Raw genomic sequence first — 17185 nt, 5'->3', positions numbered from 1 at the left:
GTGAATCGGGAAAGGCTTTCGCCCGCGAAGGAACTCCAGACTCTGGGGCTCCCGCTTCTTTGGCTGATCTGACAGAGAAACTTGGTCCCTCCGTCGTGAATATCAGCACCACCAAGGTCATAAAAGGCAGATCCGGCAGAGGTTCCGGCGGGGAGGCGCCATTTGACCGATTTTTTGGCAACGATGAATTTTTCCGTCGGTTTTTTGGCGATCTTCCTGAAAGGGAACTCAAGCAGCGAAGTCTTGGATCGGGATTTATCATTTCCAGTGACGGATATATCTTCACCAACAATCACGTCGTGGAAAAAGCCGATAAAATCCGGGTAAAATTATCCTCGGGGAAAGAATATGACGCCGAAATCAAGGGAAAAGATCCAAACACCGATATCGCCCTGATCAAAATCAAGGCGGATAAGCCTCTCCCCATTGTTACACTGGGCAATTCCGACCAGCTGCGGGTCGGTGAATGGGTGTTTGCCATCGGCAATCCTTTCGGCCTGGACCACACCGTCACGACGGGCATCATCAGCGCAAAAGGGCGGATGATCGGCTCCGGACCCTATGACAATTTTCTCCAAACCGATGCGTCCATCAATCCGGGTAACAGCGGCGGCCCCCTGTTCAACATGAGCGGAGAGGTGGTGGGAATCAACACGGCAATCGTAGCCCACGGCCAGGGAATCGGCTTTGCCATTCCCATCAACATGGCCAGGGAAATTCTGGACGACCTTAAATTCAGGGGAAAGGTGACCCGCGGCTGGCTGGGAATCACCGTGCAGGACATCACGGAAGAGATCGCCGCCAACATGAAGCTGAAGAATCAGCAGGGCGCGCTGGTCAGCCAGGTTCTGGAAGGTGAACCGGGTGACCGGGCCGGCCTGAAATCGGGTGACATCATCACCCGGATTGACGGCAAGGACATCGACAGCACCAGGGATCTGCTCAACACCGTGGCCGGGCTGAAAGTGGGCAGAACGGTGCAGCTCCAGGCGCTGAGGGACGGGAAGGAGATGAACTTTTCGGCCATCGTCGGCGAGAGAAAAGACACCCTCCAGGCATCCAGGGAAGCGGTTCCCGATACACTGGGCATGACCGTCCAGGAGATCACTCCGGAGTTGGCGCGTCACCTGAAACGCAGAACACCGGGGGGCGTCATGATCACCAAGATCCGCCCGGGGTCACCGGCCGATGAGGCGGGGCTCCAGGTCCAGGACATCATCCTCTCGATCAACAGGAAGCCCATTCGTACTCTGAAGGATTACTCGAACGCCCTGGCACGGAAGCCGGAAAACAGCAGCTGGCTGCTGCTCATTCAAAGGGGGAGGACATCCTTCTTTGTGACCCTGGAAAATGCGGAGGAAAATGGAAATCCGGATCAGAATTCCGAACCGGAGCAGGACGAGGATCTGCAATAGTCAGCCGGAAAGACTTCCTCCCGGGCTGACTTCCTGGAGCTGACGGCTTTGTCATCCGCGGCGGCAGCGTCTTTCCGGAGCCTTTCATGGAAGCGGCGTCGGCTCCCCGCCGAAACCGATTGAAGGCAACCCGGCATCGAGGATGCTTTGTAACGGAGATTCTCAAATGGAACGGATCTTTGCCGTCGGGGATATCCATGGCTGCCTGCACCAGCTGAAGGGGATGATTTCCCTCCTGGATATCGACAGAGAGCACGATATCCTCGTTTTTGTCGGCGATTACATTGATCGGGGGCCCGATTCGAAAGGCGTTGTGGACTTTATCCTCGAGCTGAAACGGGATCTCAGGAATGTGGTCTGTCTTCGGGGAAATCATGAAGAATTGCTTCTCGACTTCTATCTGGAGGGGAAGGACGAGCCGCTCTTTCTCAATAACGGCGGCCTGGAAACCCTCCATTCCTATGGGTTGAAGAAAAAATCCGAGGGGCCGTCCCTCCGGCTGCCGGACACGCACCTTCAGTTCTTTCAAACCCTTCCCTTCTACTTTGAAACCGGCGATTTCCTCTTCGTCCATGCCGGGCTGCGCCCAGGACTTTCCCTGGAAGAGCAGGACCTTCATGACCTGCTCTGGATCCGCCACGAATTTTTCCTTTCAGACGCCGATTTTTCCAAGGTTGTGGTGTTCGGACACACTCCGTTCGCCCGGCCCCTGCTTACGGAACACATCATCGGCATCGATACGGGCGCGGTCTATGGAGGGAAACTGACCTGCATCGAACTTCCAGGAAGAAAGATTTATCAGGCATAGAGTGCAATGGGTGATGGAGGAAAATCAGCCCCCATCGGGCCGATGTTGGCGGGATTTGGTCTGGAGGGGGTTCAGAACTCCCGGCGGATAAAGGTGACGGCGTTGCGGAAGATCTGCAGCCCCTGCCCCTCTTCCGGTAACGTTTCCCGCGTCCAGCGGGGATGGTTGGTGGCATGCAGATAGGCCTCCGGATGGGGCATGAGACCGAAAAGGCGCCCCGTCTCATTGCAGATGCCGGCTATGGCGTCCGTGGAACCGTTGGGGTTCCGGGGGTAAGTCATTTCGGGCTCCTGGAAGGATTCGTCACAGTACTGAAAAACCACCTGATTCTGATCGTGCAGCCGCTTCAAAACCGCTTTGTCCCCAGGCACCAGTTTTCCCTCTCCGTGGCGGACGGGAAGATAAACCCCGTCCAGGCCCAGCGTAAACACGCAGGGAGAAGCGGCATCCGGTTTCAGGTAGACCCACCGGTCTTCAAATTTTCCGGAATCGTTGTAGGTCAGGGTGACGGTCTGAGTCCCGTAACCGCCATCAAAACCGGGAAGCAGACCCAGTTTCACCATCAGCTGAAACCCGTTGCAGACGCCCAGGATCAGTTTCCCTTCACCAATGAAACGCAGCAGCGAATCGTAAAGGCGCTCTTCCGTTCCCCGGACCCGGACGTGCAGCAGGCGGTTTGCGTTGGCCTTGGCGGAACCGAGATCGTCGCCATCGACAAACCCCCCGGGAAGGTTGAGAAAATGATAGTCGTCGAGACGCTTTTCCCCGCTGAGCAGTTCACTGATGTGGACGATATCCACCTCATCCGAACCGGCAAGACGGCAGGCATGGGCCATCTCCCACTCGCAGTTCGTCCCGTTTCCCGTGATCACCATGGATCTTACCCGTTGCAACATCGCCTATAACGCCCTCTGCTTACCCTGTTTGTTCCGGTACTTCCTGAGGGAGGAACCTTCCACTCAGCGTCTTTTTATCCTTATCTCCACACCCGTGAGCTTCTACAGATCGCGAAGCGTCTGCTGCCAGGCCTCCTTCAGGGAAGCCAGGTCCTCCTCCATAATGGCCGCGCCCTGCAGCCCAGTGACCACAAAGGTCCGATCCCCGGTAATGCAGCCGATACAGGCCGTCTCCGAATCGGCCATGATGGCTTCGAAGGCCTCCCTCGCCGCCGGTGCCACGGTCACGACAAACCGGCTCTGAGATTCGGAAAAGAGCAGCTCGTCATTGCGATCAATCCCCGAGGAAGGCACCCGGGAAAGATCCACGGCCATCCCGAAGCCCCCGGCAAAGGCCGTTTCCGCAAGAGCGATCCCAAGGCCGCCGTCGGCGCAATCGTGGCAGGAGGCGATCAGTCCGGCATCCATCGCCCGGCTCAGAGCCTCGTAACGGCTTCTCGCCCTGCGCGCATCAACCCGGGGCACACCGTTGCCCACAAATCCGTTCAGGGCATACCACTCCGATCCTCCCAGTTCCCTCCGTGTCTCCCCGAGAACGTAGACCAGGTCTCCCGGCTTCTTGGCGTCCATGGTCACGGCCTTGCGCACGTCTTCCATCCGGGCGATGACGGAAAAGAGCAGCGTCGGCGGAATGGATATTTTCGTTCCCCCGATCATGTAGTCATTCTTCATGCTGTCCTTCCCCGAAATGCACGGCACGCCGTAAATCCGGGTATATTCATACAGGGCTTCGTTGGCCCGCACCAGTTGTGCAAGTTTGTACTGCCCATCGGGGGTCTTCTCCGATTCCACCGGATCGCACCAGCAGAAATTGTCCAGCCCGGCCATTCTGCTCAGCGGCGCCCCGACGGCCACGGCATTCCGAACCGCCTCGTCAATGGCGCAGGCGGCCATGGCGTACGTGTCGATATCGCTGTAGCGGGGACAGATCCCGTTGGACACGACGATCCCTTCAAAGGATTCCAGAAGGGGCCGCAGAACGGCGGCATCTCCGGGACCGTCCTCGGCGATCCCCACAAGAGGCTTGACGACGCTTCCGCCCTGGACTTCATGGTCGTATTGACGAACGATCGCTTCCTTGCTGCAGATGTTGAGACGGCCCAGCAGGTCCTTGAGAGCCTGCCCCAGGTTGGACGGTTCGGGGAAATCGGGCTCCGGGTTGATGGGCGGCGTCCAGCGGGCCTTCAGCTTCATCTGGGGCAGCCCTTCATGGAGGAATTCCATATCCAGAAAGGCCACCGTCTGCCCGCCGTAGCGCACGTGGAATTTGCCCGAATCGGTAAAACGGCCCAGGACGGTCGCCTCCACGCCCATTTTGATCGCCAGGGCCTGAAAGGCTTCGATCTTTTCGGGATAGACCGCCAGGGTCATCCGCTCCTGGGCTTCGGAGATGAGGATCTCCCAGGGGTGAAGACCCGCATACTTCAGCGGCGCATTTTTCAGGTCGATCTCACATCCGCCGGACAGACTGGCCATCTCGCCCACGGAAGATGAGAGGCCGCCGGCGCCGTTGTCCGTTATGGCGCGGTACAGCCCACGGTCGCGGGCCACGAGAAGAAAGTCGGTCATCCGCTTCTGCGTGATAGGGTCCCCGATCTGGACGGCCGTAACCGGTGAATTTTCATTGAGCTCTTCCGAAGAGAAGGTCGCCCCATGGATGCCGTCCTTACCGATCCGGCCGCCGGTCATGATCACAATGTCGCCCGGATGGACCTCTTTGATGTGGGACGGTTCGCCCAGGATCCGGGCCGGCATGATTCCTCCCGTTCCGCAGTAAACCAGGGGCTTGCCGAGAAAGCGCTCATCGAAGACGAGGCAGCCGTTGACGGTGGGAATCCCGCTCTTGTTGCCTCCGTGTTCCACCCCTTCCCGCACGCCTTCATAGATGCGTCGCGGATGGAGGATACGGGGCGGCAGGGGCCCTTCATGAAAGGGGGAGGCAAAGCAGAAAACGTCCGTATTGAAGATGAGTTTCGCCCCCTTGCCGGCGCCGAAAGGATCACGGTTCACGCCCACGATGCCCGTCAGGGCGCCGCCGTAGGGATCAAGCGCCGAAGGCGAGTTGTGGGTCTCCACTTTGAAGACGAGATTGTAGTCTTCGTTGAATTTGATGATCCCGGCGTTGTCGACAAAAACGGACAGGCACCAGTCCTCGGGACCGAGCTCTTCCCGGATGGCGGCCGTAGAACCCTTGACGCAGCTTTTAAAGAGGGAGTCGATGACCCGGATGTTTCCCCGCTCATCCTCGTAGGTAATGAAGCTGTTGAAGATTTTGTGCTTGCAGTGCTCCGACCAGGTCTGGGCCAGGCACTCCAGCTCCACATCCGTGATCCCTTCGCCCAGCCCCGCCTCCCTGCGGCCGCGCCGCACCGTCTCATCCTGGAGATAATTCCGGATGATCCGCATTTCCTCTACAGTCAGCGCGAGAACACGGCGGCTGCTGATCTCCTGAAGCCGGGCATCATCATCGGGCAGGTCCACATAATCCGTTCGGGGCGCATCCGCCACGACCACCCTGGGGACATAGGGTTGGATGCTTTTCCCCGGCCGCCAGGTCCGGCCGTCCACAATCTCGAATCTTTGAATCAGGTCATTGGCGAGCAGACCCGACGCGATCTCTTCCACCTGCCCGCGTTCCAGTATCCCTGTGAGAAGATATTGACGCGACGTGTAGACCTTTACGCCGTTTTTCTGCGTCCCCTCCATCAGCAGCTGCACGGCCTCCGTTGCCGTTCGGCCGACGTTATCCGTTACGCCCGGCCTGAAACCCACTTCGATCAGCCAGTCGAAACGATCGGCCAGACTGCCGTCGATGGCATAGCGCTGAATGACCGGGTCCGAAAAAGGCCCCGCCGCGACCCGCTCCAGCAAATCGTCCGTCAGATTCCCTTCCAGGGTATAGACTTCGATCGTCTCCACCCGCTCCACGGAAAGATGGAGATCGTGGAGTATCCTGCGCCGGGTTTTTTCCCCCAGGGCGTCCCGGACCCCCGGAAGAAAGCCGACTTCAATTCTGCTGACCATGTTCTATTCTCGCTTTTCCTGTCCCACCGTTTTCTCGTCTTGATGGCCCCGGCCCGGTCTTTCGGACTGTGAGCGGATGCATCGGCAACGTGAAAGAAGAGTTTACGTACAATACCTGACCTTATAATGCAACAGGGAAAAAAGACGGATTTCAAGGGTCTTCGGCCCCGGCGTACACCGGGGCCGAACGATGATCGAGACGGGAACATCGCATGTATCAAGAACTTCCTGTTGACATCGTCCATCAACTGTGAAATTTTAGCCGCATTGTGATTGCATTTTAATCAGAATAGAGCAAAAAGGAGCGAATTTCTTCCTACCCGATGATTCACCGCTCAAGGCAGTGGCAAAAAATCATAGCCATCACGGGAACATGAATGTATCCGCGCATTGTTCAGAGACACTGCAAACGAGGAATCTTCTTGATAAAATTTACGGAAAGGAGGTGAAAATGCAGGGGAATTGATCGTCATGTCCGGCTAACGCTTTTTCCGGACATGGTTTCAGGTGGCATTTTAATTTCAGGCATTTCGCCTGAACCTGTCTTCTGTGACGGAGGCAGGAATTCTGATCTGTTCTGTATAATCTGTTATTCATAAAAAAGGGGAGAAAAAAATGGCAGATGAGTATGTTGTGAAACGCAGTTTCAATAGTCTTATTACGACAGGAATTGTTGCCGTTGTGTTGACGGTTATTGTCAGTCTTCTTTACTGGCCTGTCTGGGGCTGGATCTCCAAAGCCGTCATTCTGGCGTTCGGGGCTCCGGGGCTCCAGGAGGTCGATCCCAAGACATACAACAAGTATCTTCAGTGCTTTGCCGAGGCCACCTTCTTCTGGATGTGCATCAACGCGTGGATCTGGCAGGCCCTGGTCTTCGGCGGTTACGGGAAATATGCCGTAACGCAGCGCCAGCCCGGTGCCGGTCTCTGGTATTCCGCCGTCGGTCTGCTGGTCGGCCTAATCGGTTTTTTTGTCATTGTGGGATTTTCCGGCCTCTGGTGGCATCCTTTCAGCTTTGCCATTCTGTTTACGCCTCAGAATGCCGATGAAGTCAAACTGGCCATTGAAGGATGGGAAGCCAGCAACTTCTATGCGCTTCCGGTCATCCTGGCCAATATCGGCTATGCGGCGTTGTTCCACAAATGGCCCTTTGCCGGAAACATCAAGGCCCCCTGGGACAGCCTCGGCGCCTGGTCGCTGAGCTCCTACTTCTGCCTGCTGGTGTGGTTCGCCATCATCATTCCCAGCTTCTGGTTTCACCTGGATCTCGAAGGACATCACGTCGTATCCAAGCCCATGGGCTCCTGGCCGACCTTTGTGGCCTACGCCCAGTGCTTCATCTGGTTCTTCCTGATTCCGGCCGAGGGCGGCGAGCATTATCCCATGAAACTGTTCGCCAAGAAGCAGCCCTGGATGGGAATCATCGGTCTCATCATTACCTGGCTCGGCGCCTTTGCCATGCTTTACGTGGTGCGGGCTATCGTCAATCCGCTGAACCTGATGCCGGGAGTGCCGCCGGACGTTCCGGTTGCATCCGTGGCGCTGTCCATTGTCATCGCGACGCTGCTGTGGCATCACGTCTTTGACGATTGGCCCACGGCAGCCATGGTCCCGAATCCGGTCGCCCGGATCCTGACCCGGATCGCCATCTGGTGGGTCATCGGCCTCGCTTACGGCATCATCTGGGTGAAAATTTTCAAAATGGTCCCCTACGCCGGCACCGACATGGGGATGGGCTACCCGGTCATGGGCATCCTGGCAGGCCAGTTCGTCTGGCTCATGGCGTTCCTGTACTACAACACCTTCTTTGACAAGTGGCCCCTGGTCAGGAAAGTGCCTGCCGGTAAACAATAGGATGCTTTGCTGATCGGGCAAGCGTCCGGCCGCTTTTCATGATCCATTTATTTTTAATGGCGCCTGCTTTCAGGGACCTAAGAAGCCCCGAAGGCAGGCGCTTTTTGTTGAATGGAAACTTGTTGGAAAATCCATCTTGATCCAACCAGGGGATAATGTTAAAATTCATGTAATTTCGAGACAGTAGACGCACAGGATGACGTATAGGCAAGGGACAGCACGCTCAGTGGCTTTTAAAAGCGGGTGGCATGATGAAGAAACCAAGCCCGAGTCACAGTTTCCGCATTTCTCTGGACATGCCGGATGGATCGGATTGCCGGTCGAGCCTTGAGGCTGCGGCGCGCGGCACGGGCGGCGAGATCATGGAGATGAAGATCCTTTCCCGGCGCGACGGCAGAATCACCCGGGAAATTCTGATCCAGGCACCCGATGAAGACAGCGAAAAAAAAACGGTCGAAGCGATCCGGAATCTGAAAAACTGTCACATCCTCGAACTCATCGACTGCACCTTTCATCTCCACAGGGGGGGGAAAATCGAGATAACCAGCAAGATTACCCTCAGGGACCGCAACGATCTCGCCATGGCCTATACCCCGGGCGTCGCCCGAATCTGCATGGCCATCCAGGATGACATTGAACGGGCCGGCGATCTAACGATCAAGAAAAATGCGGTGGCGATTGTTACCGATGGGACGGCAGTCCTGGGGCTGGGTGATATCGGTCCGACGGCGGCCCTGCCCGTCATGGAGGGAAAAGCCGTTCTGTTCAAAACCTTCGGCGGCATCGACGCCTTCCCGATCTGCCTGGACACCAGGGACCCGGAAGAGATCATCTCGGCGGTAAAATGGATGGCCCCCTCTTTCGGCGGGATCAACCTGGAAGACATTTCCGCTCCCCGCTGCTTTGAAATTGAACAGCGTTTGAAAAGGGAGCTCGACATTCCCGTCTTCCACGATGATCAGCACGGCACGGCGGTCGTTATCCTGGCGGCCCTCGTGAACGCCCTGAAGCTTGTCAACAAGCGCCTCGAAGAAATTCTGGTTGTCGTAAACGGTCTGGGAGCGGCCGGGACAGCCTCCATCTTTCTGCTCCGGGCTGCCGGCGTCCGCCGGATTATCGGCTGCGACCGCAGCGGCATCCTGTATCGAGGGCGGCAGGAAAACATGAACCCTGTCAAGGCGGACCTCGCCCTGATAACCAACCCCGGGAAACGAAGAGGCACCCTCTATGACGCCCTGCGGGGCGCTGACGTTTTTATCGGTCTGTCCAGACCCGGTTTGCTTCAGGGTAAGGACATCGCCGTTATGGCCAGGGACCCCATCGTCTTTGCCATGGCCAATCCGATTCCGGAAATCATGCCGGAAGAAGCGGAAGGGTACGCAGCCCTCGTGGCCACGGGCCGCTCCGACTACGCCAACCAGGTAAACAACGTCCTGTGCTTTCCCGGCATTTTCCGGGGGGCCCTGGACTGCCACGCCCGGGACATCAACGAGGCCATGCTGCTGGCCGCCGTCCATGCCATCGCCTCCAGTGTTGAAGCAGACAAGCTCAATCGGGATCGGATCATCCCAAGCATCTTTGACCCCGCCGTGCAGCCCCGCGTTGCAGAAGCCGTAAAGGAAGCGGCGAGGGAATCGGGCGTTGCCCGTTCCCACAGTGCCTATTCCTCACCGATTGATCCGTAGGGTATATTTAAAAGGGTAATGAGAAGCGACGCTCCGCCCCGGCCATAACCGTTCATCTCCAATGGAATTTCATGGCGTTTCCTGAGAAGCGGCAGGACGGGAAGTTGTCAACGGGTGGGTGCCGAAACGGGTCGCGAAAACCCCGCCGATGCCGACGACCAGGGCAAGAATCTTGACCATCCATCCCAAAACGGGGATCCAACCCACGATCCACAGAAGGAACAATCCCCAGAAGGTCTCCTTGAGAGCCCTGGAGTTGCTTTTCTTGAACAGCGCCAGGAGCTTGCTTCCGATCAGCCGGGCGATGGAAACCAACCCAAGAAGCGCCGCACAGGCAATCAGGGTGAGTTCAAGGGGGACCAGAACGATCCCCACAACGGATATGGTCAATAAGACCGCCAGGGGGACCATGAGGATGAGAACAAGGAGCCCCCAGAGCCCCACCTGAAGCAGGTGGGTCTCGATGGCCTCCACAACCAGATTGACCGGTTTGGGAATCAGGGTGACGATCAGCAGGGCCAGTATCAACAAACCGGTGAAAACCAGGATGGAAAAAATCGTAAAGACCCATGACCACCCTTCCCAGTTGTCATTCAGGACATCGGAAATCGCCTCGGAAAGATTCGAAGAGTTGATTTCCGTCAGGGTCCCTGCGATCTGCGCCCCCTTACCCAGCACGACAACCCCCCCAAGGCAGACGACATCCCCCCCGACCTTGGCGGTGCGGCTCAGTACGATCGGCCCTCCCACAGAGACGACATGAGACTGCACGGTCCCGGAAACGGTAATCTGCCCCCCGAAGGAAATGACGTTGCGAGCCCACTGCCCTTCGGCGACATGAACATTTTCATTGATCTTGACGATCGTCTTCTTCTCGGCGGAAGCCTCCGTTACAAAGCAGAAGAGCAGGATTAATCCAAAAAGACAAACTCCGATCCGCCTCATGTTCTCCCGCCACCCCGACTGGAAGATTCTCATATGTAAAGAAGCCCCTGCTCCCGCCCCCAAAAAAGTCCGCCGGTTCAATTCGGCCCACCACTATAGCACTTCTTGACTCAGTCCGTTATTAGAGTCTCCACGCCCGTGCGCTCGGTGCTATCCCCGTTTCCATCCCTCCGAGCGCCCTGCTCCACAATCCGGAACGGCACTAGGATTCGAATCCTTCAACCATCCCCCGACGCCGGCGGATCAGCTCAAAGAAACCGGGCAACAGGGAAACAATGATGATCGCCAGAATGACAAGCGTGAAATTCTCTTTCACCAGGGGCAGGTTACCGAAGTAATAGCCGCCCAATAGAAAAAGGACAACCCAGAAAAGGCCGCCCGCGATGCTGTACGAGAGAAACCGAAGGTATGCCATTCTGCCGATTCCCGCCACAAAAGGGGAAAACGTCCGGACAATAGGGAGAAACCGTGCGAGGACAATGGTTTTTCCCCCATGCCGTTCATAAAACCTGTGGGTCCGATCGAGATATTCCCTCTTGAAAAACCGGGGATTGTTCTGATGAAAGACGCGGGGCCCGATATATTTGCCCAAGGTATAATTCACGTTGTCCCCGGCCACTGCAGCAACTGGGAGCATCAGCAACAGGAGGTCCAGCTCCAGCGCTCCGGCAGCGGCAAGAGCCCCCAGCCCGAAAAGCAGGGAATCCCCCGGAAGAAAAGGGGTCACGACCAGTCCCGTTTCGCAGAAAATAATCAGGAAAAGAATAACATAGGCCCAGACACCAAAGCTTGACACCAGGATACTCAGATACCGGTCGAGATGAACAAAAAAATCAATAACAGTGACAAGGATTTCCATGCGATAGATATTCCGTTCCTATTCCCTTTGTGAGCGCGGAGTATAGGAAAGGACTTCCGGAAAGTCAAGAAGTCCCCTGTCCTTTTTCACACTTCAGCCAGCGGGGTGGAAAGATCCCGCCCTGCCTGTCTTTCAGCGGAACAGTCTTCCCGCGATGCCGGCCACATGGCGCCCCTGGAAACGGGCTCCAGCCAGTTCATTTTCACTGGGCCATCGTTCATTCTCCGTCCCAGCTATTGTTGAAGCTCCGTAGGGTGATCCACCCGTGACTTCGTCATTCCTTGTCTGCCCCTGGAATGAATAGGGAAGGCCAACAATAATCATGCCATGATGCAGCAGAGTCGTATGAAAGCTGAGGATTGTAGATTCCTGGCCGCCATGCTGTGTTCCCGTGCTGGTGAACACACTACCGATCTTTCCGACCAGCGCCCCCCTGGCCCACAGGCCTCCCGTTGCGTCCAGGAAGGAGCGCATCTGACCGCACATGTTTCCGAAACGGGTGGGTGTGCCGAAGATGATTGCATCGGCTGCAACCAGTTCATCCGCAGCGCAGACCGGGATGTGGGAAAAGGCCTTTTGCGCGTCGAAAATGCCTATCTTTTTAAGCAACTCTTCCGGGAGTGTTTCCGGGACCCGCCGCATCACGACCTCGGCGCCCGCCATTTCTCCCGCACCTTCAGCCACGGCCTCGGCCATGCGGTGAACATGGCCATAGGCGGAATAATAAACGATCATAATCTTCATGATTGAACCTCCGTGAATGGTTGAAACCCGTTCCAATACACCCTTTTTTACATCCTTTTACAAAACCCCGATAAGGATCAGTCCGGACAGGACGGTTATCAGCCCCATTGCCCCGGTCAACCGTCCAGAAACGCGATGAGTCGCCCTGATTTCAGGAGCATGGCCCGGAAAACGGAAGGAAGATAACCCGAGCAGAAGCGTCATGAAAGCACCCAGCAGCGTGGCGCCCCCCAGCCAGGTATGGGGTGACGCAAAGTGCGCCCCGGCGGACTGCGATACCAGGAGGATGGCGGCCAGAAAGCCGCCCAGCAGAACGAAACCCGCCCCGATGCCGGCGCGCCGATGCACCTTCAACCACCAGCGTTTGCGGCGGAAAACCATGGCCACGGCCACACCGGCCAGCAGCAGTGCCATCGAGACCAGCATGAATCCGATATGCAGATAGAACAAGTTCATGGGGCCTTACCTTGCTGACGGGCTGGGCATCACGATGCTGACGGTACGGGTCCCATAGATGTTGCAGAACACCTTGACATCCACCCGGTCACCATCCGCCAATGTCATTTTGTAGACATAAACAAATCGGGATTTATCCGGTTGGCTCTTATATTCGTAAATCTCCGGTTTATCCCTGTTCTTTTGAATCTGGACCTGCTTGACATAATGAGAACCCGGGAACGGTGTGCTGTGCGTGATGGTGACCTGAAGCGCCTGCTGGTCTTTCAGGTAGGACAATTTTACGTCCCCCGGAGGATGAGCGTAGACCGACCACGGACCCATCAGCACCAACGCCGATAACCCGGCCAGATACAACCCGAACCGGAATCCGCCCCGCAAAGAAAAGGGTGAACGGCTGATCCGGACCCCGGAGGTTCTGCCTGTCCTCCGGAATATTCCTTTTTTCCCGATGCGATCTAAAAAAAACGATCTGCTCATGGCGGTTTCCCCCTTCATTCTTGGTTTTACCTCGTCAAGGCCCGGTTTTGCCGGGAGCTTTCAAGGCCATCACCTTGATCGCCTTGTTTTACAAATTAACACAAAAATGATCTGAACTAAATATCTAAAATATTTTCAATTTATTTCTTTTCACGTAGGGTTGCAGGACATCAAACCAAAGAGGCCACAACCGGTTGAAACCGGCCATGGCCTCTTTGAAAGTGACGTTTTGTAACGGGGGTGTTTTGTGTCTGTTCTTAACGGGATCGAGCTCCGGCCAATTTCTTCCTGAAGCCAGCCAGCGCGGCAAGACCCGGGGCAAATAGCCACAAAGCGCCGGGAATCGGGACCGCGCTCCCATAGGCCTGGATCTCGGATACCGAATAGGAATTGTCACCGGAAAGAGCATAGAAGCGAAGAGCATCCGTGGTAATGGGTGTTTCCAGAACATACTTTTCCGTATCGTCGGCGGGATTCGGGCGAGTCTGCATTCCACTGCCATAACCGTCATAGTTCGGCACTGTCCACGCAGTCCACCAGGAATCTGTTGCTATGTCACGGAATTGGACCATGTACTGATCATTATCATCGGCCTGGGCAATCATACTGTTGATGACATAGGTGCCGCCCAGATCGATCTCCGCATACGCGGCCGTCCCGTTCCAATAAACGGTCCCACTTGTCCAGGAAGTGCCTCTAGGGCGGAAAATCCCATCGGTCAGGGTACTCCCCGCTGCACCATACATCGTCCCATTGAGCGTAACCGCCTTTCCCAAGGCCACATTCACCTCGGCGCTCATGCCCGCTGCAGGCAAACAAACGATTGCCGCTGCAGCAAGGGCACACAACCATCCCTTAACGCTTTTCATCCTGATCATTGCCGTACCTCCTTTCAAATGTTCCTTCGTCTCCATAATCAATCTGCAGTCCTTTGTGCTTTAGCTGTAACTATTTGAATAATTCCCGAAACCTTAGTTTTCTTCGACTCAGGGCTCCAAGCCCGACAAGACCACTGCCGAGGAGCAGAACCGACGGAGGAACCGGGACAGGATTAACCTCTACCGTAGCGGCGGCAATAAAGGGAATACCGCTGCGACCTTTGTCATAGGCCGTAAATACAATGTTCGTCAGCGTTTCGTCGGAAAAATCCGCCGGCAGCCAGTAAATCTGCATGTCCAGCCTGGCCCTTCCGTTGCCGTTGTCGAATGCGGCTACGGCATTAGTACCGTCGATGATGTTATTGTAGCCGCCTGCAAAGTGATCCCGCACATTTCTTCCCTCCTCGAGATCTGCGGAATAATAGGCTCCGTCGGAACCGTTAAACTCGACTTTCCCGATAACCGTCCCGTATTCGCCACAATAGGAATTGATGAGCGTATAGGCATTGGTTGCGCCGTAGACATTCACAGGTATGGTAAGAGTTCCGTTATAAAACACATTATTTCCGGTGTTTTCTTCCACTTCCAACTTGAAAGGGACGCCGTTCCACGTGCGGAGGCCAGGGAAAACGCTGTTGTACGTACTGCCATCGCTCCACGTGGAAATATTCGTGTTCAGTGCAGGAAGTGTCAAGGTTGTGAAAGACGGTGCTGCCTGGGCAGCAACGCCAAACATCAGGCTGCCGAAAACGAAAGCAAAAAGGGCAGCCATCACAAGTTTACGCATAGATTCCTCCTTATATCTGTATGGGTTATTCTCCTCTTCTCCTACGTCTGATGACTCATTGACATGGCAACCATCTTCACATTGCCTGCGGTCAGCGGCCTCCCACCCCCTTTTCCATCCCGTCTTCTGTTATTCAATCAATCCTTCGAAATCGGTGACTTCCCAAACTCAGGCTTTCCGAAATCTCCGCCCGGAGACGGAACGTCATTTGTCCGTCGGCAGGTAAGGCAGGAAATCTGAAATTTGATATTTTAACATTACCGAAGTCAGCAGGAAAAAGTAAATACAGATAAAACCGTATTTTATCTAAGAGATTGGTGTAGAACTCCGATGATTTTCCAGGAATCCAAATCCTTAATCTCATGATCGGTTTCATGGGCTGGGTCAGACCGATCACGAAGGACCCGGATGCCCCCGACCAGATAACCAAAAGAATTGACAGATGGGTGGAAAAAGGATAGCTTAGCGCCTGACGCAGAGTTCACCTGCCCGATATTGCACAGAAAGAGGTGTTTCCCCGACGGATAAATGGATCAGAATTGCCGCCACCGGATTGGGAGCCGGTTATGCCCCCGCCGCACCGGGTACTGTGGGCACAGTCCTGGGCATTCCCCTTTATCTCGCCATTTCACTCTTGTCCCAGCCGCTTCACATCCTGGCCATCCTGGCCCTGACGGGTCTGTCCATCGGGATTTCCCAGAGGGCGGAGGCCCTTTTCATGGAGAAAGATTCTCCGCACATCGTCATTGACGAGGTGGTCGGCCTTCAGTATGCTCTCCTTCCAGCGGAACAGAACATCTCTCTGATCATCATGGGATTTCTGCTTTTCCGATTCTTCGACATCGTCAAGGTTTTTCCGGCGGGATGGGTTCAGGACAAATTGCCGGGCGGTTACGGCATCGTGGCGGATGATGTTGTGGCGGGAATTTATGGCGCTCTGCTGCTCTGGTTTTTAAGCGGATTCTGGGCATGAAAAGCCCGCGGGAGGTTTTAAACGAACAGGCTGTTGGAAGAGGGACAGGACAAGGAGGCAGGCAATGCAGGTCGGCATTCTGACCATCGGCAATGAACTGATCAGTGGCAGGACCCAGGACACGAACACCTCCCATATCGCCAGGGAGCTGAATATACAGGGATGGCAGGTCCCGATCCTGATGTCGGTGGATGACGACGAAGCCGCCATCAAAACGGCACTGGACCATATCCTGGCCCAGACGGACGCCGTCATCGTAACGGGGGGACTGGGACCGACGACAGATGACAAAACGACGGAGGCCATTGCCAGGGCTTATGGTTTGAAACTGTACCGCGATGAAACCATTCTTTCCAAAATCAAGGCCATTTTTGACCGTTACGGCCTCTACTGGGCCCCCAGCAACTCCAAGCAAGCGGATTTTCCCGAAGGGGCCGAACCCATCGCCAACCCGGTCGGGACGGCCTGGGGCTTCTCTCTGAATGTGAAGGGCAAGCTCATTGCGGTCCTTCCAGGCGTTCCGGCAGAGATGAAACGGATGCTGTCCCAGGGCGCCCTGCCGACCCTCCGCCGAACCTTCCCGGAGGCCGCCCAGGCGGTGGCCTCCCGCACCATCAAGCTCTCGGGAATATCGGAAGCCGAAGTGGATCAGCGCCTGGCCGATGCGGATCTGGAAGGCCAGGGGGTGTCCGTGGGCTTTTATCCCCATTTTCCGGAACTCCGGCTGGTCCTTACCGTCAGGAAGCCGACGGAGGAGGAAGCCCGGTCGCTACTGAAAATCGCCGAAGCTCAAGTCGTTGAAAGGCTGGAGCGCCACATCTTCGCCTACGATCTGGAAACCCTGGAAGGAACGGTTGCAGCGTTACTTTCTGAACGGAAACTGACCTTGTCCGTCGCGGAATCCTGCACGGGTGGGTTGATTACCGACCGCCTGACGGACATTTCCGGAAGTTCGATCTTTCTGGAGAGGGGCGCCGTCACCTACAGCAATCTCGCCAAAACAGAACTGCTCGGCGTTCCGGAAGAAACGCTCAGGGTGCATGGCGCAGTCAGCGAACCCACCGCCCGGCTGATGGCCGAGGGGGTTCGGAAACTGGGGCACACCGATCTCGGCCTGTCCACCACAGGCATTGCCGGACCGACCGGTGGAAGCAGGGAGAAGCCGGTGGGCACCGTGTACATAGCCCTTGCAGACGGAAGAGAAACGGTCTGCCGAAAATATCTCTTCCGGTGGGAACGGCGGCGCGTCAAAGTCGCAACCTCTCAGGCGGCTCTGACGCTGCTGAAACGATATCTTATTTCGATTCCCGGGCAGACATGA

General features: G+C 56.1%; 15 protein-coding genes. 6 read left to right on the top strand and 9 right to left on the bottom strand.

Going from position 1 to position 17185, the window contains the following annotated elements:
* Positions 1–59: 59 nt before the first annotated feature.
* Positions 60–1415, top strand: coding sequence for a DegQ family serine endoprotease (locus tag ACJ77P_RS02655; RefSeq protein WP_408998898.1), 1356 nt, complete (start codon positions 60–62; stop codon positions 1413–1415).
* A gap of 166 nt (positions 1416–1581) precedes the next feature.
* Positions 1582–2223, top strand: coding sequence for a metallophosphoesterase family protein (locus tag ACJ77P_RS02650; RefSeq protein ID WP_408998897.1), 642 nt, complete (start codon positions 1582–1584; stop codon positions 2221–2223).
* Positions 2224–2294: 71 nt separating this feature from the next.
* On the opposite strand, the gene ACJ77P_RS02645 is transcribed toward ACJ77P_RS02650, so the two are convergent.
* The gene (locus tag ACJ77P_RS02645; RefSeq protein ID WP_408998896.1) at positions 2295–3119 is read right to left on the bottom strand and encodes a phosphoribosylformylglycinamidine synthase subunit PurQ; all 825 of its coding nucleotides are present in this window, start codon (positions 3117–3119) and stop codon (positions 2295–2297) included.
* Between the two features lie 102 nt (positions 3120–3221).
* The gene (locus ACJ77P_RS02640; RefSeq protein WP_408998895.1) at positions 3222–6203 is read right to left on the bottom strand and encodes an AIR synthase-related protein; all 2982 of its coding nucleotides are present in this window, start codon (positions 6201–6203) and stop codon (positions 3222–3224) included.
* A 615-nt stretch (positions 6204–6818) separates the two neighbouring features.
* On the opposite strand from ACJ77P_RS02640, the gene ACJ77P_RS02635 reads away from it, so the two are divergent.
* Positions 6819–8057: a hypothetical protein gene (locus ACJ77P_RS02635; protein WP_367360635.1), complete on the top strand. Its 1239-nt coding sequence runs from the start codon at positions 6819–6821 to the stop codon at positions 8055–8057.
* A 296-nt stretch (positions 8058–8353) separates the two neighbouring features.
* The gene (locus ACJ77P_RS02630; RefSeq protein WP_408999390.1) at positions 8354–9742 is read left to right on the top strand and encodes an NAD-dependent malic enzyme; all 1389 of its coding nucleotides are present in this window, start codon (positions 8354–8356) and stop codon (positions 9740–9742) included.
* Positions 9743–9811: 69 nt separating this feature from the next.
* Here ACJ77P_RS02630 and ACJ77P_RS02625 read toward each other — a convergent pair whose 3' ends face one another.
* From ACJ77P_RS02625 to ACJ77P_RS02595, 7 genes are all read right to left on the bottom strand, one after another.
* Positions 9812–10720 (bottom strand): hypothetical protein, encoded by a 909-nt coding sequence (locus ACJ77P_RS02625; protein ID WP_408998894.1) that lies wholly within the window; start codon positions 10718–10720, stop codon positions 9812–9814.
* Positions 10721–10889: 169 nt separating this feature from the next.
* The gene (locus tag ACJ77P_RS02620; RefSeq protein ID WP_367360638.1) at positions 10890–11546 is read right to left on the bottom strand and encodes a DedA family protein; all 657 of its coding nucleotides are present in this window, start codon (positions 11544–11546) and stop codon (positions 10890–10892) included.
* Positions 11547–11678: 132 nt separating this feature from the next.
* On the bottom strand, positions 11679–12290 hold the full coding sequence (gene wrbA, locus ACJ77P_RS02615; protein WP_367360639.1) for an NAD(P)H:quinone oxidoreductase: 612 nt from the start codon (positions 12288–12290) through the stop codon (positions 11679–11681).
* Positions 12291–12347: 57 nt separating this feature from the next.
* Positions 12348–12746 (bottom strand): hypothetical protein, encoded by a 399-nt coding sequence (locus tag ACJ77P_RS02610; RefSeq protein ID WP_408998893.1) that lies wholly within the window; start codon positions 12744–12746, stop codon positions 12348–12350.
* 6 nt (positions 12747–12752) lie between these two features.
* Entirely contained in the window at positions 12753–13226 is a 474-nt protein-coding gene (locus ACJ77P_RS02605) for a hypothetical protein (protein WP_367360641.1), read from the bottom strand.
* Positions 13227–13483: 257 nt separating this feature from the next.
* Positions 13484–14104, bottom strand: a complete 621-nt coding sequence (locus ACJ77P_RS02600) for a hypothetical protein (protein ID WP_408998892.1) — start codon at positions 14102–14104, stop codon at positions 13484–13486.
* A gap of 70 nt (positions 14105–14174) precedes the next feature.
* Positions 14175–14891 carry a hypothetical protein gene (locus ACJ77P_RS02595; protein WP_367360643.1) on the bottom strand — a complete coding sequence of 239 codons (717 nt, stop codon included), beginning with the start codon at positions 14889–14891 and terminating at the stop codon, positions 14175–14177.
* 553 nt (positions 14892–15444) lie between these two features.
* Here ACJ77P_RS02595 and ACJ77P_RS02590 point away from each other — a divergent pair.
* Positions 15445–15864 carry a phosphatidylglycerophosphatase A gene (locus tag ACJ77P_RS02590; protein WP_367360644.1) on the top strand — a complete coding sequence of 140 codons (420 nt, stop codon included), beginning with the start codon at positions 15445–15447 and terminating at the stop codon, positions 15862–15864.
* Positions 15865–15928: 64 nt separating this feature from the next.
* The gene (locus ACJ77P_RS02585; protein ID WP_367360645.1) at positions 15929–17185 is read left to right on the top strand and encodes a competence/damage-inducible protein A; all 1257 of its coding nucleotides are present in this window, start codon (positions 15929–15931) and stop codon (positions 17183–17185) included.

It is taken from the genome of Syntrophus buswellii (assembly GCF_046097065.1).
GTDB classification, from domain to species: Bacteria; Desulfobacterota; Syntrophia; order Syntrophales; family Syntrophaceae; genus Syntrophus; species Syntrophus buswellii.
Note: the sequence above shows the minus strand (reverse complement) of the source record. Positions and strands in the feature narration are given on the sequence as shown.